Origin of the sequence: Hyphobacterium marinum (assembly GCF_036330325.1) — a bacterium.
In the GTDB taxonomy this organism is placed as follows: domain Bacteria; phylum Pseudomonadota; class Alphaproteobacteria; order Caulobacterales; family Maricaulaceae; genus Hyphobacterium; species Hyphobacterium marinum.
Genome location: NZ_JAZDRO010000001.1, coordinates 708845 through 731467 on the forward strand (window position 1 = coordinate 708845; position 22623 = coordinate 731467).

At 65.9% G+C, this 22623-nt stretch carries 19 protein-coding genes; 4 read left to right on the plus strand and 15 right to left on the minus strand.

Going from position 1 to position 22623, the window contains the following annotated elements; translation table 11 throughout:
- Positions 1-5 precede the first annotated feature (5 nt).
- The 15 genes from V0U35_RS03425 to V0U35_RS03495 form a co-directional block, all read right to left on the minus strand.
- Positions 6-491 carry a hypothetical protein gene (locus V0U35_RS03425; protein WP_330195251.1) on the minus strand — a complete coding sequence of 162 codons (486 nt, stop codon included), beginning with the start codon at positions 489-491 and terminating at the stop codon, positions 6-8.
- The gene (gene gspM / locus V0U35_RS03430) at positions 488-976 is read right to left on the minus strand and encodes a type II secretion system protein GspM (RefSeq protein WP_330195252.1); all 489 of its coding nucleotides are present in this window, start codon (positions 974-976) and stop codon (positions 488-490) included. The genes V0U35_RS03425 and gspM overlap by 4 nt, the downstream gene beginning before the upstream one ends.
- Positions 973-1992: a PilN domain-containing protein gene (locus V0U35_RS03435; RefSeq protein ID WP_330195253.1), complete on the minus strand. Its 1020-nt coding sequence runs from the start codon at positions 1990-1992 to the stop codon at positions 973-975. The genes gspM and V0U35_RS03435 overlap by 4 nt, the downstream gene beginning before the upstream one ends.
- A complete protein-coding gene (locus V0U35_RS03440; protein ID WP_330195254.1) occupies positions 1989-2873 on the minus strand; it encodes a type II secretion system minor pseudopilin in 885 nt (294 codons plus the stop codon). The genes V0U35_RS03435 and V0U35_RS03440 overlap by 4 nt, the downstream gene beginning before the upstream one ends.
- Complete coding sequence (locus tag V0U35_RS03445; RefSeq protein ID WP_330195255.1) at positions 2870-3556, minus strand: prepilin-type N-terminal cleavage/methylation domain-containing protein; 687 nt, start codon at positions 3554-3556, stop codon at positions 2870-2872. The genes V0U35_RS03440 and V0U35_RS03445 overlap by 4 nt, the downstream gene beginning before the upstream one ends.
- On the minus strand, positions 3553-3885 hold the full coding sequence (locus V0U35_RS03450; protein WP_330195256.1) for a type IV pilus modification PilV family protein: 333 nt from the start codon (positions 3883-3885) through the stop codon (positions 3553-3555). Before V0U35_RS03450 ends, V0U35_RS03445 begins: the two co-directional genes overlap by 4 nt.
- A complete protein-coding gene (locus V0U35_RS03455) occupies positions 3875-4351 on the minus strand; it encodes a prepilin-type N-terminal cleavage/methylation domain-containing protein (RefSeq protein ID WP_330195257.1) in 477 nt (158 codons plus the stop codon). Before V0U35_RS03455 ends, V0U35_RS03450 begins: the two co-directional genes overlap by 11 nt.
- Positions 4323-4775, minus strand: a complete 453-nt coding sequence (gene gspG, locus V0U35_RS03460) for a type II secretion system major pseudopilin GspG (protein ID WP_330195258.1) — start codon at positions 4773-4775, stop codon at positions 4323-4325. Before gspG ends, V0U35_RS03455 begins: the two co-directional genes overlap by 29 nt.
- 3 nt (positions 4776-4778) lie before the next feature.
- The gene (locus tag V0U35_RS03465; RefSeq protein WP_330195259.1) at positions 4779-5975 is read right to left on the minus strand and encodes a type II secretion system F family protein; all 1197 of its coding nucleotides are present in this window, start codon (positions 5973-5975) and stop codon (positions 4779-4781) included.
- A gap of 4 nt (positions 5976-5979) precedes the next feature.
- Complete coding sequence (locus tag V0U35_RS03470; RefSeq protein WP_330195260.1) at positions 5980-7605, minus strand: GspE/PulE family protein; 1626 nt, start codon at positions 7603-7605, stop codon at positions 5980-5982.
- A gap of 3 nt (positions 7606-7608) precedes the next feature.
- On the minus strand, positions 7609-8661 hold the full coding sequence (locus V0U35_RS03475; RefSeq protein WP_330195261.1) for a rhamnan synthesis F family protein: 1053 nt from the start codon (positions 8659-8661) through the stop codon (positions 7609-7611).
- 24 nt (positions 8662-8685) lie between these two features.
- Positions 8686-10578: a methyltransferase domain-containing protein gene (locus tag V0U35_RS03480; RefSeq protein ID WP_330195262.1), complete on the minus strand. Its 1893-nt coding sequence runs from the start codon at positions 10576-10578 to the stop codon at positions 8686-8688.
- A 26-nt stretch (positions 10579-10604) separates the two neighbouring features.
- Positions 10605-11366 carry a prepilin peptidase gene (locus V0U35_RS03485; RefSeq protein ID WP_330195263.1) on the minus strand — a complete coding sequence of 254 codons (762 nt, stop codon included), beginning with the start codon at positions 11364-11366 and terminating at the stop codon, positions 10605-10607.
- The gene (gene gspD / locus V0U35_RS03490; RefSeq protein ID WP_330195264.1) at positions 11363-13408 is read right to left on the minus strand and encodes a type II secretion system secretin GspD; all 2046 of its coding nucleotides are present in this window, start codon (positions 13406-13408) and stop codon (positions 11363-11365) included. The genes V0U35_RS03485 and gspD overlap by 4 nt, the downstream gene beginning before the upstream one ends.
- 89 nt (positions 13409-13497) lie before the next feature.
- Entirely contained in the window at positions 13498-15066 is a 1569-nt protein-coding gene (locus tag V0U35_RS03495; RefSeq protein WP_330195265.1) for an ArnT family glycosyltransferase, read from the minus strand.
- A gap of 349 nt (positions 15067-15415) precedes the next feature.
- On the opposite strand from V0U35_RS03495, the gene V0U35_RS03500 reads away from it, so the two are divergent.
- From V0U35_RS03500 to V0U35_RS03515, 4 genes are all read left to right on the plus strand, one after another.
- Positions 15416-18592 (plus strand): TonB-dependent receptor, encoded by a 3177-nt coding sequence (locus tag V0U35_RS03500; protein WP_330195266.1) that lies wholly within the window; start codon positions 15416-15418, stop codon positions 18590-18592.
- 146 nt (positions 18593-18738) lie between these two features.
- Positions 18739-20307, plus strand: a complete 1569-nt coding sequence (locus V0U35_RS03505; protein ID WP_330195267.1) for an alkaline phosphatase D family protein — start codon at positions 18739-18741, stop codon at positions 20305-20307.
- Positions 20308-20347: 40 nt separating this feature from the next.
- Positions 20348-21364 (plus strand): agmatine deiminase family protein, encoded by a 1017-nt coding sequence (locus V0U35_RS03510; RefSeq protein WP_330195268.1) that lies wholly within the window; start codon positions 20348-20350, stop codon positions 21362-21364.
- A gap of 2 nt (positions 21365-21366) precedes the next feature.
- A complete protein-coding gene (locus tag V0U35_RS03515) occupies positions 21367-22620 on the plus strand; it encodes a serine hydrolase domain-containing protein (RefSeq protein ID WP_330195269.1) in 1254 nt (417 codons plus the stop codon).
- The last annotated feature ends 3 nt before the right edge of the window (positions 22621-22623 follow it).

Sequence of the window (22623 nt, forward strand, 5' to 3'; positions counted from 1 at the left end):
AAAGATCAGTCTTCAGGCTCGCCAATTGGCAGGCTCCAGCGCTGTCCGTCACGGGTAACGACGATGCCATCCCTGTTGATGGTATCGACACGCCAGCCCTGGACTGTGTCGCCGGCATAGACGCGCCGCGTCTCGGTACCGTCACGCACGGTGGCGGCACCGCGCCCTTCGGGTCCGGTCACGACACCGACCACGATGAAATCGGGCGGGTTGTCGCTGCTTTGTATCGGCGTGACCGGACCATCCGGGATTGTGACGACGGGTTCGGGCTCCGGGCGCCGGTCCGGGCGGAAAAGCGGTCGCTGGGCAATCGCGGCAAAGCTGGAAAAATCGGGCAGGAATGGCCCGGTTTCCTGAGCGATCTCGACCTCGGCAGTGCGCCGCACGGGCTGGGCGATGTCATTCCCGCCTGCTCGCCGCACCTGATCAAGAACGAAAACCACGGCCAGGACGCCCGCCACGCCAAGAAGGATGAGCGTGCGCCGGTTCATGCTGCACCTCCCGGTGCGCGGCGCGCCTCGATGCGGACTTCCAGGCGCAGCTGGCTGTCGGTGTCACCGGCGATCAGGCGGGCCCGCGTGACGATCAGGGCCGGCAGACGGGACTCCAGCGCGTGCAGAAAGCGGGCAAGGCCCTCGATATCCCCTTCGGCGGTGACGTCGATGGTGATCTGCAGCGGGTTGTCGGGGTCTTCCTGGCCAAACCGCACACTGCCGGGCAAGCCGATCCCCGCATCACGGGCCGCTTCGCTGAGGCGGCCTTGCAGGTCGGCGGTCGCTTCGGCCCGGCTGGCACCGGCGATGAGATAGCGGGCGGGGTCAGCGGCGGGCGGCAGGTTCTCGCGGCTTTCGGCGGTGACGATGTCCTGTCCTGTCGCACGCCAGTCGAGCGTCACGGCGGTCAGCAGGACAATGCTACTGATGAAGAGGACCAGTCCGGCCAGAATGGAAAAGGCGCGGCGCGCGTCGGGGCTCATGGCGCGCCTCCCTCGACAATGCGGTGACGGGCAACGATCTGGAAGCGTTCGCGCCCCGTGTCCTCGTCGCGGACGGTGGCGTCGCTGAAGGTCGCGCCGGCAAATTCCGGTGCGGCGTCCAGGGCGCGCAAGGCTGCGGCAGCATCCCAGGCAAGGCCGGTCACACGGACGCTGCCCGCCTCATAACTGAAGCTGGTGACATAGGCTCCGTCGGGCAGGCGGCGGCTGAGGTCGGCGAGCGCAATTGTGACCGAACCGGCAGTCGACTTGGCGCGAGCCTGAACGACGGCGGCCTGTAACGAAGCTTCCAGCGCGGCCGGTGTTTCCAGTGACGCCAGGCGCGGCTGCAATCGCAGGCGCGTGTCGGCGGCAAGCGCCGCCGCGGCGATGAGGCAGACCAGGACCAGGATTGTGCCGAGACGGAAGGCCGAGCGTCCGGTGCCAGGGGCGCGGTGTCCGGGCCGCAAGTCATAGGTCGGCGGCGCAGCCGGGTCGGTGCCTGCGAGATCAACGGCGTTCGGCTGCAGGCCGATCAGGGTCGCCCGGTCGAGCGCGGCTTCCAGCGCGCTGCGCCGGATAATGGCCAATGTGACCTCGATGCGGGATTCCGTACCCGATGCCGTACGGGACTCGATGGCAAAGGCCGTGTTGTCGGCCGGAAGCGGCGACAGGCGCGGCAGGGCCAGTTGGGCCGCATCGCGCAAATGGGCGGAGGCGGCGGCCGGAAACTGGGTGGTCCGGCGAAATCCGAGCGCCTCGGCGAACCGGAGTACGAGCGGGCCGGAATTGGACAGTCCCGCAATCTGTTCACGTGCATCTTCGGCGGAGAGGCCTTCAGGCAGGCTGACGGTTTGTCCCGTGGAGTCCTCATACCGCATGCCGCCGGACTCGACGTGCAGAATGCGCCACCGCCGGGCAAAGACCCGCCCCGCGACCGGGATGCCAGCCGCGGCCTCGTCAATGTCCTCGCGCCAGGCGGATAGCCCGTTGCGCGCGCGTGTCAGCAGCGAGGTCATGCGTCGGACTCCGGCTCCAGCAAGCGGACCGCTGCCCCCAGGGGCAGGGGCGTACGGCCAAGAACATCCATCGCGGCATCCTCGCCGGGCAGCTGGACCGTGACGATCCGCGCCAGTCCCGCACCAGAGGAGGCCGTGACCTCGATGAATAGCGCATATCGCGCACCCGATCCGGGGTCAAACGCACCTGTTTCCGCGATTTCGGGGGGCGGTGCGCCCGTCCGCCGGGCGGCCAGAATCCGGCTGGCATCGCCGCGCGGCAGATCAAGAGCCTCAAGGAGGGTGGGCGGGGCATAGAGGGCGGCAACCTGTTCACCGCCATGGATGGTCAGATAGGGCGCTACCAGCCGGTAGATCTCGGCGTCGACTCCCAGAACGCGGCGGAATTCTTCGACCGCCACAAAAGGCCGGTTGCCGGGCGGGGGCAGGTTTTCCGCCCGGTAGGATGGCGCTTCGGCTCCGTTCTGCCCGCGATCATCATCCTCGTCGCGCCAATCGGGCACGGCACCGGCGACGGTCAGGGCCGCGCGCCGGTCCACACCGACGGCTTCAAGAAGGGCGGCCAGGGTTTCCGGATTGCCACGATTGAGGTCGAACCGGCCAGTTTCGGCCACGGGCCTGACGGTCACCGTGAGGCCATCAAGTTCAAACTCATAAGCCCGACCATCGGGACTCCAGCGATCCGCCTCATCCTCACGCAGCAATCCGGCGGCGGCGCGCGCGGCTCCGGCTTCAATAGCGGCGCGATAGCGCACCTGATCGAGATCAGCCCGGGCCCCGGCGGTCGAGGTCCGTGCCGAGAGGGCTGTCAGGCCTGCCGCGACCGACAGGACGCCCAGAACGGCAACGACAACGAGGAGGGCATAGCCGCGCCGGTTCATTGCGTCACCGAGCCGTTTGGTGGGGCCGCCGGGGCGCTTGTGTCCTCGTCCTCTTCCAGCGGTTCGGCAGCGCGCGGAAGGGCGACAACCAGCGGGGCTGCACCGCCCTCGGCGAATTCGAGCCGGACATGGCTGGGAAAGACATCCTCCCGGCTCCAGGCCGAGAGCCAGACCCCGTCACCGGACGCGTAGGAAAACCGGGGTTCGTCAGCGCTCTGAAACAGGGTCAGTGGTTCACTGCCCTCGGGTGTCTGGTTAAATTCAGCGAGGTCGTAGAGCGCTCGCCGATGCAGCAGCACGGTGAACACCGGGGCGTCGTCTTCGCCGCCCGCCTCGACGAAGATGTCATAGGCATAGAGGCCGGGTGTTGACGGGTAGGCCGGATCGGTTGCGGCAAAGCGGACACCGCTCGCCGTGCCGGAAAACAGGATGGTCTCTTCATTCTCGGTCGTTACGCTGTCCGCGTCCGCGCCGGCTTCCTCTGTTAGTGGAACCAGTCGCTCCAGCCGGGTTCGCAGCGCGCCCAGCGCGGCATTGCGGCTGACGCGGTCGATCTGGGCGGTCTCGATGCGGGCCTGAAAGTCCAGCGAGCGGCGCACGCCTTCGGCGACCACGCCCATGGCGAGCGCGGTCAGCACGAGCGCGATCAGCAACTCGGCGAGGGTGAATCCGCGCCGGTTCATCGCGTTTCTCTGCCTTCGGCAGGAGTTTCGCTGATGACGCGGACGGTACGGCCGGACGGGGTGGTGATCTCGACGTCGATGGTCTCGGTGCCCGGAAAGACGGATGCGGCACGCGTGATCGTCCACGCATAGCCGTTCTCTTCCCCGGTTTCCGCCGCCGCACCGGACACGATGAAGGCATCGGCCAGCGCGCTCGCATGGCTGATCTCTGCCGACAGGCGTTCGCCGCGCGCGGCCCCGGCATAGAGCTCGTAAATACCCGCGAAGCCGACCGCCGCGATGGTCAGGGCGATGATCGCCTCGATCAGGGTGAAGCCCCTACGTTTCATCGTCGGGCAGCTCACGGGCGGCGAGCCCGGTGATCCAGTCGATGCGCAAGTTGAGGGCCGCGTCTCCGGCCGTCAGGCGATAAGTGCCGCCGGTCGAGCCGCCTTCGGGAAAGAAACGCACCCCGGCGAGCGCGCCGTCGAGCTCAGACTCAGCGACGGTGGCTTCGATGGCGAGTGTGTCAGGCAAGTCGATGGTCTCGCCACCCGGTTCGATCCGGGCGATGCGGGCATCGACATCGACGACGAGGACGGTTTCCCGTCCCGCGAGCCTGGCCGAGGTTCGGGCGGTCCGGGCGGCATTGTCGAGCATAGCGACTGCGCTGCGCATCGTGCCGGCGTCGGAGGTGGAAAACAGGCGCGGGGCGACGACGGCCAGCGCCAGGCCGATGATGACGAGGACGACGATCAGCTCGGCGAGCGTGTATCCGGCGCGCGGGCTAACGGATGTCGCGGCTGATATCCGCATCCTCGCCTTCCCCGCCCTCACGCTTGTCGCGTCCGAGCGTGCGGATGACGGCGTGTCCCGGCGATACGAGTTCGTAGATATAGGGCTCACCCCAGGGGTCGAGCGGGACGCCGTTCTCGGCGTTCAGATAGGGTCCGGACCAGCCCGTTGCGCCGGACGGGGCCTGTACCAGCGCGTCCAGTCCGATACCGGAATCGGGATAGCTGCCCACATCGAGCCGGTAGAAGCCGAGCGATGTGGCGAAGCTGGCCATCTGGGTCTCCGCGGTGCGCGAATTGGCCCGGCCCAGCTGGCTGAACAGCATCGGCCCGACAATCGCGGCCAGAAGGCCAAGAATGACCATGACGATGATCAGCTCGGTCAGCGTGTAACCGGCCTTGTGCGGCTCACTCCGGGGCAGGTTTCGCGTCGAGTTCTGGGTCATTCCTTACATCCCGATTTCGTTGACACTGACCAGTGCAGAGAGAATCGACAGGACCATGACGCCGATGACAAGGGCAGTCAGCACAATCACGGCCGGTTCGATGAGGCGGCTGACGGCCTTGGCCCCGTTCTCAAACCGCGTTTCGTAGAAGGTGGCGAGCCGTTCTGCCGCCGCGCCGAGATCGCCGGTCTCCTCACCCACCGAGAGCAGTTCGGCGGCGAGGGCAGGCAGGACATCACTCGCCTCGATCCGGTCGGAAAACCCGCTGCCTGCGCGCACTTCGGCCAGCGCGTCAGAAAGGCGGCGCACCGCCCAGAGATTGCCTGCGGCACGTGCCGAGAGCTGCAGCGCCGGGGCTGCGGAAATGCCGTTGCGCAAGAGCAGGGCCAGCACCCGGCAAAAGCGCGCGGCGATGACGGTGCGCATGGCGTTGCCGACGGCTGGCAGGTTCAGCATCCAGCGGTCAACCCGCTCGCGCATGGCGGGCCGGGCGAGCGTTGCGCGCAGTCCGAGGACCGCCAGCAGAAGGGCAAGGAGCACGAAGGGCCCGTAGGTCACGACTGCGTCAGAGGCGGCGAACACCATCGCAGCCGGGCCCGGCGTCTCGGCACCGATCTGGTCGAGCAGGCTTTCAAAGCGCGGGATCACGAAGACCATGATCACGACGATGGCGAGGAGCGATCCTGTCAGCAGAAAGGCCGGATAATAGAGCGCGCCCTTGATGGACGCTTCCACCGCCTCGCGGCGTTCGCGGGCGTCAGCCAGATCGCTCAGTGCCTGACCCAGAGCGCCGCCGGTCTCGCCGGCCTGGGCGATTTCGGGGAAGGGCGCGGGAAAGATTTCCGGCCGCGCGGCGAAAGCTTCCGAAAGCGCCTTGCCGCCGCGCACATCGTCAAGCAGACCCTCTGCGACGGATTTCAACCTCTTGTCGGCGGCATGCCGGGTCAGCGCCGCCAGTGCCGGTTCGACGCTGAGACCGGCCGCCGTCAGGATGGAGAGTTCACGCGCGACGCGCGTTGCCAGTTTGGCCGAGCCCCGAGGCGCGCGCGGCGCAGCGGCTTCGCGGGCCGGGCGGACGGCGATGGGGGTGAGGCCGCGTGCGCTCGCCGAGGCAGCAGCGGCCTGACTGTCGGCGGCCTCGAGGCGCAGGATTTCCTCGCCGCCATCGGGCTTGATCGCGCGCACGGCAAAGACCGGCATGGCCCTAGAGCCCTCCCAGGACGCGGATCGCTTCTTCGGCGCTGGTGATGCCGGCCTCGATCTTGGCGCGCGCGTCGTCGCGGATGGACGGCATGCGTTGCTTGCGCGCCAGTTTCTCGATCTCGCCGGAGGAGACGCCTTCACGCAAGGAGCTGCCAATCGGCCCGTCGGTTTCAACGAACTCGAAGACACCCGTCCGGCCCTTGTAGCCGGTGCCGTCGCAGGATGCGCAGCCGACGGCCTCCCAGGCTTTGGTGAGGCCTTCAGGCGGGTCGCAGGGCTTGCGGCAATCGGGACAGAGAATGCGCAACAGGCGCTGGGCAATCATCAGGCGCAGGGTCGAGCGCAGGAGCGCCGGGTCGACCCCCATGTCAATCAGGCGCGGAGCGGCACCCGCCGCCGTGTTGGCGTGGACGGTGGCGAGCACGAGGTGACCCGTCAGGGCGGCATTGACCGCAATCTCGGCGGTTTCGCCGTCGCGCAACTCGCCGACCACGATCACATCCGGGTCATGGCGCAGGACCGAGCGCAGCACGTGGGCGAAGGTTAAGCCGATACCCGGATTGACGGCGATCTGGTTGACCCCGTCGATCTGGTATTCGATCGGGTCCTCGATGGAGACCAGCTTGCGCCCGGGGGCATTGAGCCAGTCGAGCGCGCCGGCGAGCGTGGTGGTCTTGCCCGACCCGGTCGGCCCGGACACGAGGATCAGGCCGAAAGGCGCTTCAAGGTGGTGTTGCAGGGCGTCGCGATGGGTCGGTGACAGGCCGACATCGTCAAGCTTCACTTCCGCGTCGCGGTCTTCCAGGAGGCGGATGGTGACGCTTTCGCCGTGGGCGGTCGGCGCGGTTGCGATCCGCAGGTCAAGAGCCCGGCCGGTCACGGCGATGCGGGCGCGTCCGTCCTGCGGGCGGCGGCGCTCGGCGATGTCGAGACCCGCCATGATCTTGATCCGGCTGGCGACGAGACGCGCGAGGTGTTGAGGCGGAGCCGGGCGTTCCTGCAGCACGCCGTCGATGCGGAAGCGCAGGCGCATATGGTCGCGGAAGGGCTCGACATGGACGTCCGAGGCGCGCCGCGCGAGTGCATCGGCAAGAATATCGCTGACCAGCCGCACGACCGGGGCCTCGCTGGCGAGATCCTTCAGACTGTCAGAATCGGTGTCGTCATCGGCATCCGCCGCTGCGTCGAGGCCGCGCTGGGTCTTGCCGTAAAGCCGGGTCTGGGCGGTTTCGATGTCCGTGAAACCGGCGATGACGAGCCGGACCGGTTTGCCCGAGGCCAGCCTGACACCGTCTGCCGGGGCCGGATCGGTCGGGTCGGCGACGGCGAGGACGACTTCGCTGTCCGTTTCCGCGATGGGCAGGGCGACCGTGTTGGTCAGAAAGTCCGGTGCGACACCGCCCGCCTCAACCGGTTCGGCAGGAAAATCGGTGACCGGGACGATATCGAAACCGGTTTGCGCAGCAAGCGCTTCGGCGATGGCCTGATCCGACGCCGTGCCCAGACGCCGCAGCGCCCGCGCCAGCCGTTCTCCTGTCTGGGCGGCGAGCTTGCGCGCGCGTCCGGCATCAGCGGGCGAGAGCCCGGCGACGCGGTCCAGCCAGTCCGGAGCGGCGCGATCATCCATGCGTTACACCACGCGGTTCTTCAGGATCGCGCGCAGATGGCGCACGATCTGGTCGGTATCATAACCGCTGACGCCCTCGATCACCGAATGCCACTCATAGAGCCGCGGCATGCCGATCGGGTTTGAGGTCAGCACCTCACGTTTCAGGAAGGGGAAGCCGTCGACGATCAACTCGTCCCAGAAGAAGTGGCACGGGTTCATTGGCGCACCCGCGTCGGCAAGGTGGAGCATGTGCTGCAAGAGATTGCGCGTGCTTTCAGGCAGGGATTCATCGGCCAGGATTTCTCCCTCGCGGACTGTCCGGGCGAAATTCTCAACGAGCTTTCGGTAGCGCCAGGCCGAGGCACAGGTCAGGCCCGCGCGTTCGAACCGTCCGGTCAGGCCGATTTCCAGCTTGCGGATGACCCAGGATTTCGACTGGACATGTTTCCAGTTCTTCCAGAGCTCGCGCACGGTGTCGTGTTGCAGGGCGGCCTTGTGGAAGAGCATGAAATAGCTCTGCAAATGCCATTTTGTGTCCCAGCTGTCGGTCATGCCCCAGACATCGGCCTTGGCAGGCGTCATGCGTTTCAGGAGGGGTTTGAGCGGCTGGAAGGGCCCGTAAATGCTGTCATTGACGAGGACAAGGCTGTCGAGCGCCTCATAGTCGGGGACCAGCATGACCCCGTCGCGATAGGCTCCGAAATCGTAGCCGCGATTGCGCCGCCAGGCGACGAGCGCGCAATGCTTGCGGGCGAGCGCAATCTGGTCGTCGGGAAATTCCGGGCTGTTGGAGACAAGGATGACCGCGCGGCCTGCGGCCCTGAGTGCCTTCATGTGCTCGATCAGGAAGTCGTGGATGCGGCCCTTGGTGTCCCAGGTGACCAGGACCGCGACATCCTTCGCTCCGGCGAGGTCGTGCTCGCCGGGCCAGCTCGCCTTGACCATGGATTTCGCGCCCATGACCGTGGCGATGGCCAGTGACGTCCACTGGGCCAGATAGTCCTTGCGTTCCCGCTGGTCGAAGACCCAGCGGTACGGCCATTTGATCGGCCTGAGATACCGGCGCAGTGCCACTTGCCTAGTCCTCCCCATCCACGGTCAGGATGTCCTGTAATGTTCAAGGCTTGCAAGACGCGAGCCCAGCGTAGCCACGACCGCGTCATGGTCCGGCCGGTCCGGGTCAATGAGGGCCAGCGCCTTGCCGCGGGCCTTCCAGCTGCGGCCCTCGGCCTCCAGCGCTGAAATCTCGGCAAAGGCGGCCTCGATGGCAGCGTCGCCCGACTGCGGCGTGACCGTCATGCGGTCGCGATAGCCTTCGAAAACCTTGCGTTCGGCCGCGTCACTCATTGCGTGCGCGGCCTGGTCGTACCAGTGCGCGGCCTCCTCGCGGTGCCCGGCCTGTTCAGCGCGCATGCCGAGCGCAGCGGCGGCATAGCCTTGTGATGGCGTCAGCGGTGGCTCTGACTGTGCGCTGGCCAAAAGCTGGGCCTGCACCATCAGGGCGAGCGGTTCGACCGCCTCGCGCCGACCGGTCAGAACCCCATCAGCGAAGACACGCCGCTGGGCTTCCAGCCAGAGATCCTGAGGCAGGCTGGCCGCATCCGGTGTCAGGGCGAGGATTTCGCGCACGGCACGGTCGGGATCTGTCCGGACCGCCAGCATGGCGGCATGCAGCGCGGCGCGGTGACCGGCATCCTCGGTTTCCCGGCAGGCGGCAAACATCGCCTCGAACACCTTGCGCAACGTCTTTGCCGACCGGGTACAGGCCCGGTAAAGCGCCTCGGCCTTGTCGAGATCACCGTCCTGTTCGCGCAGGCGCGCCGCGTAGAACAGGGCGACGGCCAGGTTGAAACAGTGATTGGCGGCGAACTTCCTTATGGCCCTGCCGCGATTTTTCTCCGGCAGGACAAATTTCGGACGGACCGATTGCGGTGCGCCGAGATCGAGCCCGTAATCGCGCCGCCAGCGCGTGGTCAGGTTTTCCAGCGCTTCGCGCGCCTCGTCCCAGGCCCCGGCATGGACGCATTCCTTTAGCAGGCGCACGGCAAAGCCGGCATGCAGGGGCGGGTCCTCGCTCAGCGCGTCACGCCGGGCTTTCAGGTATTGCCGGTAGATCTGGCGATCGGGCCGGGCGGTGAAGTCGACCTCGACAGGCTTGCGGGCCGCAACCGCGTAGAGCGTCTGGTCACGGGCGATGACCGAGACATGCTCCATGCCGGCGCGGCGCAGGGCAATCTCCAGCCCCTTTGCCGAGAAGATCACCAGGTGATGGCCGGCAACGATGATCGGCCGCAGCGCATCGAGGGACGCAGCGGGGTGAACCGCGCCGGCATCCGGCGTGGTGACGATCAGCGCTCCGTCCTTGTCCAGCGCGGACACCAGCGCGGCGAGGAAGGGATCGGGATTGGACACGTGCTCGATCACTTCCGAACTCAGCACCCGGTCGAAGGGGCCGTCGGGCAGCGGGTTGTCTGCGCTGAGATATTCGGGGAGGTGCTTGTGTCCGAGGTCGGCCGCGCCGGTGCGGGCAATGAAAGACGGGTCAATATTGGCCGCCCGCCAACCCAGACCCCGCGCGGCGAAATCGACGGAGAAGCCATAGCCGCCGCCGACCTCGAGATAGGATTTCACCCGTTCCGGTTCCGCCCAGGCGAGCGGGGCGATCATGGCGTCCAGACCGGCCCCGATCTCGACATAGAATTTGCGGGCGATGTCCGCGTCCTTGCGGCTTTCGTATTCGAAGGGCGGTGCGTCGGGGTAATGCAGCGTCCCGCATGGGCCACAGGCATAGAGCGCATAACGCTTGCGCGGTTCGAACGGCGGGGAAGCGTCGAGATGCTTTTCCATGACCGACGTCTCGCCGCAGGCCGGGCAGGTCAGCTCGCGAAAGGCGTCATGGCGCCAGACCACCCAGGGTTCGACCCAGAGCTTCTTGCCCTGCTTCACCGCGGCGGTACGCCGGGGGCGGATGGTGAGTGACGAGACGGCCATGGCTTTCGGAAACGGGTTCTAACCCTTCAGTATCCAAAGGGAAACGCATGCTGGACGATCAGATGCGCCGCGAATATCCCCGCGCACAGTCCCGGACCGAAGGCGATTGCGGTGTCCGGGCCCAGTTTTTCACCCAGAATCGCCTTGATGGCGATGACAATGAGCGTCGCGCCCGCGCCGATGGCGACAATCCAGGGCAGGGCATAGAGGCCGCACCAGGCTCCGCCGGCTGCGAGCAGTTTCGCGTCGCCCAGGCCGAGGCCTTCCCGCTTGCGGATCAGGCGATAAAGCGCACCGATCCCCCACAAGACGCCAAAGCCGAAGATCGCGCCCAGGCTGGCATCGAGAATGGCTGGCGGTCCGGGCATCAGCCACGCGGCGGCCAGCCCTGCCGGGATGAGACCCAGTGTCACCACATCGGGGAGGAGCTGGGTCCGGGCATCGACCAGCGCCCCGAACAGGAGCGTCCAGCCCAACAGGGCCGTGACCGGTGTCGCCCAGCCGTCGGTCAGGACCACCGCCGCCAGCGCGACAGCCAGCGCTCCGGCTTCACCGATGGGATGGCCAGGCCAGATCGCAGTCCCGCAGGAGCGGCACTTGCCACGCTGAATGAAGTAGCTCGCCACCGGGACCAGTTCGGTCAGTCCGAGCACCCGGCCGCAGCCTTCGCATCCTGAACGGGGGCGAAGCAGGACCGACCAGTCAGGCCAGGCCCGGGCTGCCGCGGTGATAAAACTGCCGACGAAAAGCCCGGCGGCGACCAGGAACAGGTCGATGAAACTGCTCACTCGCCCTCGGGCCGCAGCAGCTCCATCCGGTTGCGGATTTCCTCGGTGATCGCGGCGGCGTCTTCATCGGTCGAGACCACGCGCGGGGTGAGGAATATCAGCAATTCGGTCCGGTCGGTCGTGATCTCGGTGGAGCTGAGTGCGTCGCCTATCAGCGGGATGCGCGAGACGCCGGGAATACCGCGCCGGCCCAAATGGCGGCTCTCGTCGATCAGGCCGCCCAGAATGATGGTCTGGCCGGAGCGCACCGACACGGTCGAGGATATCCGCCGGGTCGAAATCGTCGGGGTCAGGTCACCGGTCGAAGCGGTTGTCGACACATTCGAGACTTCCTGGTCGATTTCCAGCGTGACGAGACCGGTCGAGCTGACGCGCGGCGTCACGGTCAGGATCACGCCCGTGTCGCGGAATTCGATATTATTGACGACGGGCGAGTCCGGATTGACGACCGAGTTGGACGTTCGCGTGACGATCGGAACCTCGTCGCCGACCTGGAATTCAGCCGTTTGGTTGTCTAGCACCATGACGGAAGGCGAGGACACGACCGTCAGGTCGGTGACGTTGGACAGCGCATCGATGGCGAGGCGCGCATTCTCGCCGCTTTCCAGAAGGAAGTTGAAGCCGGGGAAAATGCCATTGGCATCGAAACCGCCCGTGCCGAAGCCGCCGCGTCCGCTGTCGGCAACGCCGTCGATACCGTTGGTTTCGAAGAAGAACTGAACGCCATAGCGCAGCGTGTCATTGAGCGAGACTTCGGCGATCAGGGCGTCGATCAGCACCTGGGTCGGGGCCCGGTCGATGGATTCCAGCGCGCGTTGAATAAGGGCCTGCCCGGCCGGATCGGCCAGAACGAGGAGCGCGTTGTTGATCGGGTCAGCAATGACTCGCACCGCACCGTTCGGTCCGGCCGAGGACGAAGCGCCGGCACTTTCGGTGGTGGCGGCCGCAAGATCGGGCGAAACGCCGCCGCTGCCCGAGGAGCGGTCATTGAACAATTGGTTCAAGAGATCGGCCGTGGCTTCGGCTTCGCCATTTTCCAGGAAATAGGTGCGCAGCGTCGTGCCGCCCGGACCGCCGGTGTCGAGCCGGGCCACCCAGCCGCGCACCCGGTCAAGCAAGGCGGGGCTGGCCGCGACGGCGAGAATGGTATTGAGCCGGTCAATGGATTGCAGGCGCAACGCCCCGGCGCTGGCCCCCTCACCGGACGACTGGAACAGGGTCTCGACTTCGCCGACGACATCTTCAGCGGAGGCATTGGCGAGCGGGATCATCGCGACCGACATGCCGGACATCCAGTCGACGTCGAACGCCGCCGCCGCCGACGCGGCATTACGGCGTTCCGGCGCGGTGCCGAGAATAATGAGGAGGTTGCGGGCCGGATCGGCGCGCAGCGCGCCGGGCCGGGTCACGACCGATTCCATCAGCTGGCGCATATTGTTGGCAGACACATAGCGCAGCGGAATGACCGAGACACCCCAGCCGGGGCGGGCAATCTCGGACAGGCCGGCAAGGCCGGACGTCATGGCTTCGCCCGCCGGCATGATCCGGTAGACGCCGTCGGCCTGGACGATGGCGGCGTTATTGACCGCGAGCGCTGCCTCGAACAGGGCCAGGAGCCCGTCGCGGGAGAGCGGGCGCGGGGTCGAGGCGGTGATCCGTCCCTGAACGCGCGGGTCGATCAGATAGGGCTGATCAAGCAGGTCGCCGAGAATGGTCTGCGCGGCTTCATCCACGCGGGCGTCGGCGAAGCTGACGGTATAGGCTCCGCTTTCGAGCTGGCTCGCCTGATTGACCGGCACGGCGATACGCGGAGTCTGGCCGTATTCGACCTGTTCGCGCATGGCCGGGCCGTTGCCGCTTTCAGCGATGGTCTGGGATTCCCGGCCCTGCTGACGCTCGGAGGCCTGGATTTGCTGATTGGTCGGAATCCGTGACAGCGGATTGATCGAGACGTTGCGCGGTCCGGGCGACGCACAGGCCGCGACCAGCGCTGCCGCAAGGAACACGAGCGCTCGCCGCGCGAACGCGTTCAGTACTGTCATCGCACGCACTCCGCGAATTTCCCTCTTGGCCGCACTAAAGCAGAAACCCTGCCAAGCCCCAAGCGGCCATGCAGAGGGGAATGGAAAAATCATCGTTCGCCGCGAAGGGTTTCCGCGTCGATCTCGGACCAGCGCGCTTCATAGGCCTGGGTACGCGCGACCCGGTCATAGCCGCGCGCGCGCCACAGCGTGAAGTGGCGTTCCCGCCCGCCGCCGAGCGGAATCGTGATCTCCCCTGCGGTTTCAAACGACTGGAAGTCATCGCGGATTCGCGGTGTGTCGAGCGGGCGTTCGGAGACGACCAGCACGCGACCCTCATATCCGTCGGGCAGCGGCCAGGTCATGTCGGCGTGGTTGTGGGCCCCGCCATAGCGCTGCCACATGTAGAGAGGCGGCTCGATCGCGCCGCCATAGCGCTGCATCTGGTGGAAGACATTCCGGTCGTCGAAGAGCAGGGCGTCATACCCGGCCCCGTTGGCCGCGTCGGCGATGGCAGTGGCAGAGGTCTCCCACCCGCGAACGCGTTTGAAGGCATTGGCCCAACCCAGATCGTCCGCCAGGCGGGGCTGAAGTGCCATGGCCATGAAGATCAGTCCGGCAGCGGTCGAGACCGCGACCGACCCATAAAGGACATAGCGCCGCCAGGCCGGACCGGAGAGGAGAAAGAACGTGACCAGAACTGTACCCGCGACATAGGAGGCCGCGGCCCAGTTGGCATGGGCGCGGCTGATGAAGGCCTGGGCTGTCACCACCAGAAGGGCGGGCAGGACATAAAGGGCGAGCAGACGCAGCGGGTCGCCGTCGGCTCTCAGTAGACCGCGCAGCGCGCCGAACGCGGCAACCATCAAGATCGGGAACAGGGCCGGACCGAAAACGCCGAGCTGGGCGAGCACGAAGTCTGCCATCTCCGCGAAATGGAACAGGTCCGCGCCCCAGTTCGCATTGTCAGCGGTATGCTGGAGCGTGGCGAAATCATTGGCGGCGTTCCACAACAGGTTGGGCGTGACCAGCGCGATGGCCAGGGCGGTCGCCAAGAGCCCCTTGAGCGAAATCAGCGCGCGGCGCGCAGGCGGGTCCAGCAGAACGGCCAGCCCTGTGCCGACCACGAAATAGATCATGGCGTATTTCGACAGGAAGCCGAGACCGATGCTGAGGCCGAGCGCTGCGGCCGTGCCCAGCCCCGCACCGCCGCGCAGCCGGATCAGGGCATACAGCGCACACGACCAGAACATCATGAGGACGGCGTCGGTCGAGATCACACCCGACGACAGGAAGACCGCCGGCGTCGTCAGATAGACGAGCGCCGCCCAGAATCCGGCGCGGTTCCCGGCGATACGGCGCGTGGTGAGCGCCAGGAAAGTCGCCGTCAGGGCATGGAGGAGGGAGGCCGGCAGGCGTATCGCGAAATCGGACACGCCAAAAATCGCGGTGGAGCTGCCGATCAGCCAGGCGATCATCGGCGGCTTGGAGAAATAGCCCCAGTCAAACTGGTGCGACCACACCCAGTACTGGGATTCATCGGGGTAGAGTTCGACCGGGCTGATCGCGAGCGCAACGATCCTGACGGCCGTCGCAGCAAGGATGAGCAGGGCGGTTGCCTGGGTCCAGCTGACCGGGCCTATCGGGCCGTGCAGGGCGGTGCGGGTCGAGTCGCTCATGGGCGGGTTCACCTCCCTCTGGCAGGTGTCGCAATAAAGTCGCAGCCAGCAGCGATTCAGCAGGTCAAACCCCTGCTCGCCGGTCAGCTACCGGGGGGCTTTCTAACCGTGAATGGCGCGCCTGTCCCCCGATTCCTCCAAGTTATGCAGTGGACTGGCGCGATATGGGCCACCCTTGCCCCTCCGTACACGCAATTGTGGCTTCGCCCGCCGGTCTGGCGCTGTCGTAAAACCTTCACAGACTCGTCACAGAACCGTTTTCGCGCGGGACTAGATGCCGCCCGAGTTCTTGAATGCGGGGCCTTTTGTCCCGTGCGTAGCGGTCGATAGTGGGGGTTCAAACCAGACCATGTCACTCTTCAAAAAATTCTCTTACGGCGCGGCCACGGTCGCCCTTCTCGCCGCGGCTCCCGCTGCGGTCCACGCCCAGGTCACCACGACCGACATTCGCGGCAGCGTGACGGATCCATCCGGCGCGCCGGTGGCCGGTGCGACCATCACGGTCGTTCACGTCCCGACCGCGACGGTGACCTCCACCACGACCGGACCGGGCGGATCGTTCAACACGCGCGGCCTGCGCGCGGGTGGCCCCTACCGTGTGTCCGCCACGGCGAGCGGTTTCCAGGGTGCCGTCATCGAGGACGTCTACACCTCGCTGGGCACGCCGGTTTCCGTTGACATGGTCCTGCAGTCGGGCGCGTCCGACACGATCGTCGTGCTTGGTGACCGCATGGTCGTTGCCGACGTCGCCGTCGGTCCGTCGGCCGTCTTCGACTTCTCCGAGCTGCAAAACTCTCCGGCCGTGAACCGGGACCTGAAGGACATCGTCCGTCTCGACCCGCGCATCTATCTCGACGAGTCGTTCAACGACTCCATCCAGTGCGCCGGCGCACACCCGCGCTTCAACAGCCTGACCGTCGACGGCATCGGCCTGAATGACGGCTTCGGCCTCAACGCCAACGGTTACCCGACCGAGCGCATGCCCTTCCCGTTCGATGCCATTCAGCAGGTGTCGGTCGAGCTGGCTCCGTTCGACGTTCAATATGGCGGCTTCACCGCGTGTAACATCAACGCCGTGACCCGTTCGGGTACCAACGAGATCACCGGCTCGGTCTTCGTCGACTACACCGACGAGCGCCTGCAAGGTAACGACCCGGCTCCGTTCGATGAAATCCGCTACGGCTTCTCGCTGGGCGCGCCGATCATCGAAGACCGTCTCTTCGTTTTCGCGACCTATGAGCGTTTCGAAGGCGTGAACCAGTTTTTCCGCGGCCCGCAAGGCTCCGGTGCCACGGTCGAGATTACCGGCTTCACGCAAGCCGACTATCAGCAGATCCTGACGGCGGCCCAGAACCTCTATGGCTACAACCCGGGTGGTACGCCGTCCTCGTCGCCGTCGATCGACGAGAAATATCTCGTCCGCGTCGACTGGAACATCACCGACAACCACCGCGCCGCGTTCACATACAACTACAATGACGCGCTGAACCTGACGGAATCGGATGGCGACAACAACGAGTTCGAATTCTCGAACCACCTCTACAACCGGGGTGCCGAGCTGCAGGCCTACTCGCTGCAGATCGTTTCGGACTGGACCGACAATCTGTCGACCGACTTCCGCCTGTCCTACAACGATGTCGACTTCACGCAGGCCTCCTCGGGCGGCACTGATTTCGGTGAAGTGCAAATCGCGCACAACGGCAACACGATCTATCTCGGTGCCGACGACTCCCGTCACTCGAACGATCTCGACTACACGGTCCTGAACCTGCGTGCGGCCGGTTCGTACAGCTGGGGTGAGCACTTCTTCACCGCTGGTTACGAGCGCCAGACCTATGACGTGTTCAACCTGTTCGTTCAGCACAGCGAAGGTGAGTACCGCTTCTCGAGCATCGCCAACTTCATTTCCGGCGATGTGGACCGCGTCTATTACGGCAATGCCCGGGGCACCAACAATCCGGCCGATGCCGGCGCGACCTTCGAGTACGACATCAACACGCTGTTCTTCCAGGACGAGTTCCAGGTGCATCCCGATGTCACGCTCACCGCGGGTATCCGCTACGAGTGGTACACCAGCGATGACCGTCCGAACGCCAACGCCAACTTCCTGGCGCGGAACGGCTACTCGAACACCGAGACGTTTGACGGACGCGACCTACTTCAACCGCGCTTCGGCTTCTCCTGGGACGTCAATGATCGCCTCGACATCCGCGGCGGCATTGGCCTCTACTCGGGCGGCAATCCGAATGTGTGGCTGTCGAACAGCTACTCGAATGACGGCCTGACCAATGTGCAGCTGCAATACCGTCCGTCGCGTGGCGAGCTTGGCAACCTGTTCCTCGAGCCCTTCACCCAGGACGAAGGCGGCCAGGGCCGTCCGATCTGGGGCGTGCCGACCGTCATGTACAACGCGGTTGCCAACGGTGCGGCCAACTCGACGGTCAACGCCATCGATCCGAATTTCGAAGTTCCCTCGGAATGGAAATTCGCGATTGGCGGTACCTACGACCTGACCACGCCCTGGTTCGAGAACGACGCCACCATCATGGTCGACGTTCTCTACTCGCAATCGCGTGACGCGGCCGCCGTGGTCGACGCCACGCTCGAGCAGATCGGTACCGCGCCGGACGGCCGCCCGATCTACCGCCGGATCGACCGTTCGGACCCGGATTGCGCGATCAACCCGGCTGGTGCGGCCTGCTCTTCGCGGGGCTTTAACAACGACCTGATCCTGACCAACACCGATGGCGGTCACCAGTTCGTCTTCTCCGCGGCGATCCAGCACGAGTTCACGAACAACATCTCGTGGAGCCTCGGCTACGCCTATGTCGATGCCACCGACACCAGCTCGATGACCTCTTCGGTCGCCTTCTCGAACTGGACCAGCATCGCGACCTCCGACATCAACAACAACCCGGAGGCCACGTCCAACTACGAAATCCCGCACCGCTTCACGATGCGGGCGAGCTGGGAACACGCGTTCTTCGGGGAATACATGACCCGCGCGACGCTGTTCGGTCAGGCCTTCCAGGGCCGTCCGTACTCCTTCGCCTTCGACGGCAGCTCGACGGACATGTTCGGCGACGGTCAGGACTATGTGCACCTGCTCTATGTCCCGCTCGAGAACGACCCGAACGTGGTCTACGCGCCGGGCTTCGACCAGGCGGCCTTCAATGCCTTCATCGCGCAATACGGCCTGACCCGCGGTCAGATCACCGGGCGTAACGAGCAGGAAGGTCAGTGGAGCAACCGCTTCGACGTCCGTCTTGACCAGGAATTCCGGGGCTTCGCTCCGGGCCACATTGCCTCGGCCTTCATCACGGTCGAGAATGTCGGCAACCTGCTCAACGACGACTGGGGTGTGCTCAACCAGGCCAGCTTCCCGCAGCGTGTGGGCGTTGTCGACGCCACCATCAACGGTGCCGGCCAGTACGAGTACCGCCGCTTCTTCTCCCGCTCGCCGGAGCGTGCGGTGGGTGGCGTGTCCTTCTGGAACGTCCGCCTGGGCCTGCGCTACGAGTTCTAGTCGCAGTCTTCCGGACAACCGGACCAAATGAATCGGGGCGGCTCGCAAGAGCCGCCCCTTTTCTTTGCGCTGTCATGTGTCGCAGTCCTGTCGCGCAAACCTGTCAGGACTGGTATCAAGCCCAGTCATTTCCGGGGAGAGTCCAGATGTTGCCGATCAGCCGCCGCCTCGCTTTGAAAACCGCCTTTGCGGCGGCCGCCGCGGGATTTGTTCAACCGTGGCGGGGGACAGCCCTGGCCCAGACAGGTCCGATGCCCGGCGATCCCTTCAGCCTGGGCGTGGCTTCTGGCGACCCGACCCCGGACGGGTTTGTCCTGTGGACGCGGCTGGCCCCCCTGCCGCTGGAGCCGATGGGCGGTCTGGGCGACCAACCCGTGGAAGTCGTCCTGGAAATCGCCGAGGACGAGAATTTCCGCCGCATTGTGCGCACCCAGCGCCTGATGAGCCGGCCTGACCGCGCCCATGCTGTCCATGCCGAGATCTACGGTCTGCCGGCAGGCCGCGAATACTTCTACCGGTTTGGGGCTGGCGGCGCGGACAGCCCGACCGGCCGTACCCGGACGGCACCGGAATTTGGCGCGCCACTGGACCGCCTCCGGGCAGCGTGGATGTCGTGCCAGCATTACGAGCAGGGGTTTTTCACGCCCTATCAGGACATGGTGGCGCAGAACCCGGATATCCTGATCCACACCGGCGACTACATCTATGAGTCCAGCTGGGGGCCGCAGGTCCGCCGTCACCCGGCTCCGGAACCGACCAACCTGGCCGGCTACCGTCTTCATCATGCCGCCTACAAGCTCGACCGGGACTTGCAGGCCGCCCACGCGGCCGCGCCCTGGCTGTTCGTCTGGGACGATCATGAAGTCGACAATGATTATGCGGGCGATATTTCCGAAGAGCCGGGCGTCCCCGAGGATGAATTCCGTCTGCGCCGGATCGCGGCCTATCGCGCCTATTTCGAACACCTGCCCTTGCGCGGCCGTTCGGTGCTCAGCGCGGCCGGGCACATGCGGACCTGGGGATCGTCGGTATGGGGCAACCTTGTCGAGTTCTGGCTGACGGACGGGCGGCAATACCGGTCGCCAGACCCCTGCCCGTCGCCCGAGGACCGGGGCGGCCATCTCGAGCCGCAGTCCTGCCCGGGCATCCAGGATGAAAGCCAGACCTATTTCGGCGCGACCCAGGAAGACTGGCTGCGGCGCAATTTCGGCCGTGGCACGGCGCGCTGGGACGTGCTGGTACAGGCGACCCTGTTCTCACGGCTCAACCAGTCCCTGCCGGACGGCACGCCGGCGGCCTATACCGATGGCTGGGACGGCTTCCCGATCGCCCGCCGACGGATGACCGACATCATCGGCGGACGGAATCCGAACACGATTATCCTTGGCGGCGACATGCATTGCCACTGGGCGTCCAATGTGAAGGCCGACTATTTCGACCCGGACTCGGCGGTCATCGGCTCGGAATTCGTGACCACGTCGATCACATCGCACTCCTATCTCTACAATATTTTCAATGGCATGCTGCCGAACAACCCGCACATCCTGCACATGGATGACCGCCAGCGGGGCTACGGCCTGGCCGATTTCCATCCCGACCGGACCGAGGTGTCGCAACGCGTGGTCGATGGCGTGGCCCGCCGCAGCCAGGGTGCGGCGAGAGATCAGGCTCGCTGGGTTGTCGAGGCCGGACGGCCCGGTCCGCAACGGCTTTGACCACTCCCGCCTGCCGCAATGAAGTGCTAGGAATCGCGGCATGACCTACCGGATTCCCAACGAGTTCGCGCGGCAGGACCGCGTCTTCACCTGCTGGCCGGCAGACGGCGAACTCTGGCTCGAGAATCTCGAGCCGGCGCGCGCCGAATTCGCCGCTTTCCTGAAACTGCTCATGGCACCGGGAGAGCATGGCGAGCGTCTGGCCATCACTGTGCTGGCAGCCAATGGAGAGACCGAAGTCTCGATCCGCGCCGCCATGGGTGATGGCGTCGAAATCCTGCCGGCGCCCTACGGCGATGTCTGGGCGCGTGATACCGGGCCTGTCTTCGCCCTGGATGGCACCACCCGTGTGGCTGTGACATTCCGCTTCAATGGCTGGGGCGGAAAGTACGAATTGCCCGGCGATGACAGGGTGGCTGCCGCCATCGCGGACGCGGCCGGGGCGTTGATCCGGCCCTTCGATCTGGTTGCCGAGGGCGGGGCGCTGGAATTCGATGGTGACGGCACGGTGCTGACCACGCGTCAGTGTCTGCTCAATCCCAATCGCAACCCCGGCAAATCCGAAGCCGAGGTCGAGGCGATCCTGAAAGCCGCGCTCGGCGTGGAAAAAGTGCTCTGGCTGGATGAGGGGCTGAAATTCGACCACACGGACGGGCATATCGACAATGTGGCGCGGTTTGCCGGTCCGGGCCGTGTCGTCTGTCAGGCACCGGCGGGGCCGGACGACCCGCAGGCTGACATTCTCGACCAGTGCGCGGGCGAGCTCGAAGCGATGACCGATGCGCGGGGCCGCAAGCTGGAAGTGCTGCGCATTCCCTCTCCGGGGCGCATCGAGGACGAGGACGGCAATCCCCGGCCCGCGTCGCACATGAACTGGGTCATTGGACCGCGGAACCTTGTCGTGCCAACCTATGGCACGCCCGAGGGCGATGAGGCGGTCACGATCTTGCAGGGAATTTTTCCAACGCGGCAGGTGATTGGAAGCCCGTCTTCGCATATCCTGTCGGGCGGGGGGGCATTTCACTGTGTGACATGCCATGTGCCAAGCGGGGATTAGACATGCGCGTTCAAGCTCTTGTGGTGTTGGGTCTGGCCTTGGCTGCGGCTCCGGCAGCGGAAGGGCAGAACACGGCTGCCATCACGACCGCCGGACCGCAGGTGTCGGGCTATATCAATGCGGCGACCCTGCCGATTCCGGCCAACATGCTCGATGTGCCCGACGAGGCCGACCGCGCCTATCTCGAAACATTCCGCGCGCGTCTCGACGAGGTCATGACCCGCGAGGAGACGGTGGGCCTGGCTGTCGCCGTGCTGGTCCAGGGTGAACCGGTCCTGGTCTATGCCGCCGGTGAAGAAGAGGCCGGAACGGGCCGCCCGATCACGACAGATACGGTTTTCCGGGCGGCATCCGTTTCCAAGGGGATGACCGGGACCCTACTCGCGCTGCTGGAAACGCAGGGCCGGGTCAATCTCAACGACCCCGTACCCAGCGAACTCCTGCCGCTTCCGCGCGGACGCCAGGCGACCGTCGAACAGGTGCTGGCGCAGCGGACCGGCCTGCCGCCCCATACCGGTGACCGGGCCATGGAGCGCGGCGGGAATGTCAGCCAGTTGCGCAGCCGCCTGGGCAGCCAGCGGCCCTCCTGTCGGCCCGGCGAGTGCTACACCTATCAGAATATCGCATTTGGCAGCGTCGAAGTGATTGCTTCCCAGGCTGCCGGGCTCGATTTCGGGACCGCGATGGATACCTATGTGTTCCAGCGGGTCGGGATGAATACGGCCAGCGTCGGTGTCGACGCCCTGCGCCAGAGCGCCAGCTGGGCGCGCCCGCACCGGCGGCGCGATCGTGATGCGCACGGCACCCCCCGGGCGGGGGATCCGGATACGGCTTATGACGCCACGCCGGCCGCGGCTTCGGTCAATGTCTCGCTCAACGACATGATCGCCTGGGCCCGGGCCCAGCTTGGAACGTCCGGGCACCTTCCGGCACCGGTGCTCGAACGGGTCCAGACTTCCTATGGGGACTCGCCGTCACAGACGCGGCGGCTTTACCGCCTCGAGGACCGGATCGAGAATACCGGCTATGGGCTGGGCTGGCGCGTGTATGACTGGAGCGGGCATCGCCTGATCACGCATTCAGGCTATCTGTCCGGCTACGGTGCGCAAATTTACATGGAACCGGCAACCGGATTTGCGTATGTGGCGTTATGGAACCACGACGGTGACGCGCCCTGGTGGCTCTTCCCCACGCTTATGGACTTGCGCACCGGGGACGGGCCGGCGGACTGGCTGGACCTGCTGGACGAGGACTGACGC

Excerpts from the sequence above, each read along its gene's own strand:
- V0U35_RS03425 (WP_330195251.1), bottom strand. The coding sequence starts at position 491 with ATGAACCGGCGCACGCTCATCCTTCTTGGCGTGGCGGGCGTCCTGGCC.
- gspM (WP_330195252.1), bottom strand. The coding sequence starts at position 976 with ATGAGCCCCGACGCGCGCCGCGCCTTTTCCATTCTGGCCGGACTGGTC.
- V0U35_RS03435 (WP_330195253.1), bottom strand. The coding sequence starts at position 1,992 with ATGACCTCGCTGCTGACACGCGCGCGCAACGGGCTATCCGCCTGGCGC.
- V0U35_RS03440 (WP_330195254.1), bottom strand. The coding sequence starts at position 2,873 with ATGAACCGGCGCGGCTATGCCCTCCTCGTTGTCGTTGCCGTTCTGGGC.
- V0U35_RS03445 (WP_330195255.1), bottom strand. The coding sequence starts at position 3,556 with ATGAACCGGCGCGGATTCACCCTCGCCGAGTTGCTGATCGCGCTCGTG.
- V0U35_RS03450 (WP_330195256.1), bottom strand. The coding sequence starts at position 3,885 with ATGAAACGTAGGGGCTTCACCCTGATCGAGGCGATCATCGCCCTGACC.
- V0U35_RS03455 (WP_330195257.1), bottom strand. The coding sequence starts at position 4,351 with ATGCGGATATCAGCCGCGACATCCGTTAGCCCGCGCGCCGGATACACG.
- gspG (WP_330195258.1), bottom strand. The coding sequence starts at position 4,775 with ATGACCCAGAACTCGACGCGAAACCTGCCCCGGAGTGAGCCGCACAAG.
- V0U35_RS03465 (WP_330195259.1), bottom strand. The coding sequence starts at position 5,975 with ATGCCGGTCTTTGCCGTGCGCGCGATCAAGCCCGATGGCGGCGAGGAA.
- V0U35_RS03470 (WP_330195260.1), bottom strand. The coding sequence starts at position 7,605 with ATGGATGATCGCGCCGCTCCGGACTGGCTGGACCGCGTCGCCGGGCTC.
- V0U35_RS03480 (WP_330195262.1), bottom strand. The coding sequence starts at position 10,578 with ATGGCCGTCTCGTCACTCACCATCCGCCCCCGGCGTACCGCCGCGGTG.
- gspD (WP_330195264.1), bottom strand. The coding sequence starts at position 13,408 with ATGACAGTACTGAACGCGTTCGCGCGGCGAGCGCTCGTGTTCCTTGCG.
- V0U35_RS03495 (WP_330195265.1), bottom strand. The coding sequence starts at position 15,066 with ATGAGCGACTCGACCCGCACCGCCCTGCACGGCCCGATAGGCCCGGTC.
- V0U35_RS03500 (WP_330195266.1), top strand. The coding sequence starts at position 15,416 with ATGTCACTCTTCAAAAAATTCTCTTACGGCGCGGCCACGGTCGCCCTT.
- V0U35_RS03505 (WP_330195267.1), top strand. The coding sequence starts at position 18,739 with ATGTTGCCGATCAGCCGCCGCCTCGCTTTGAAAACCGCCTTTGCGGCG.
- V0U35_RS03510 (WP_330195268.1), top strand. The coding sequence starts at position 20,348 with ATGACCTACCGGATTCCCAACGAGTTCGCGCGGCAGGACCGCGTCTTC.
- V0U35_RS03515 (WP_330195269.1), top strand. The coding sequence starts at position 21,367 with ATGCGCGTTCAAGCTCTTGTGGTGTTGGGTCTGGCCTTGGCTGCGGCT.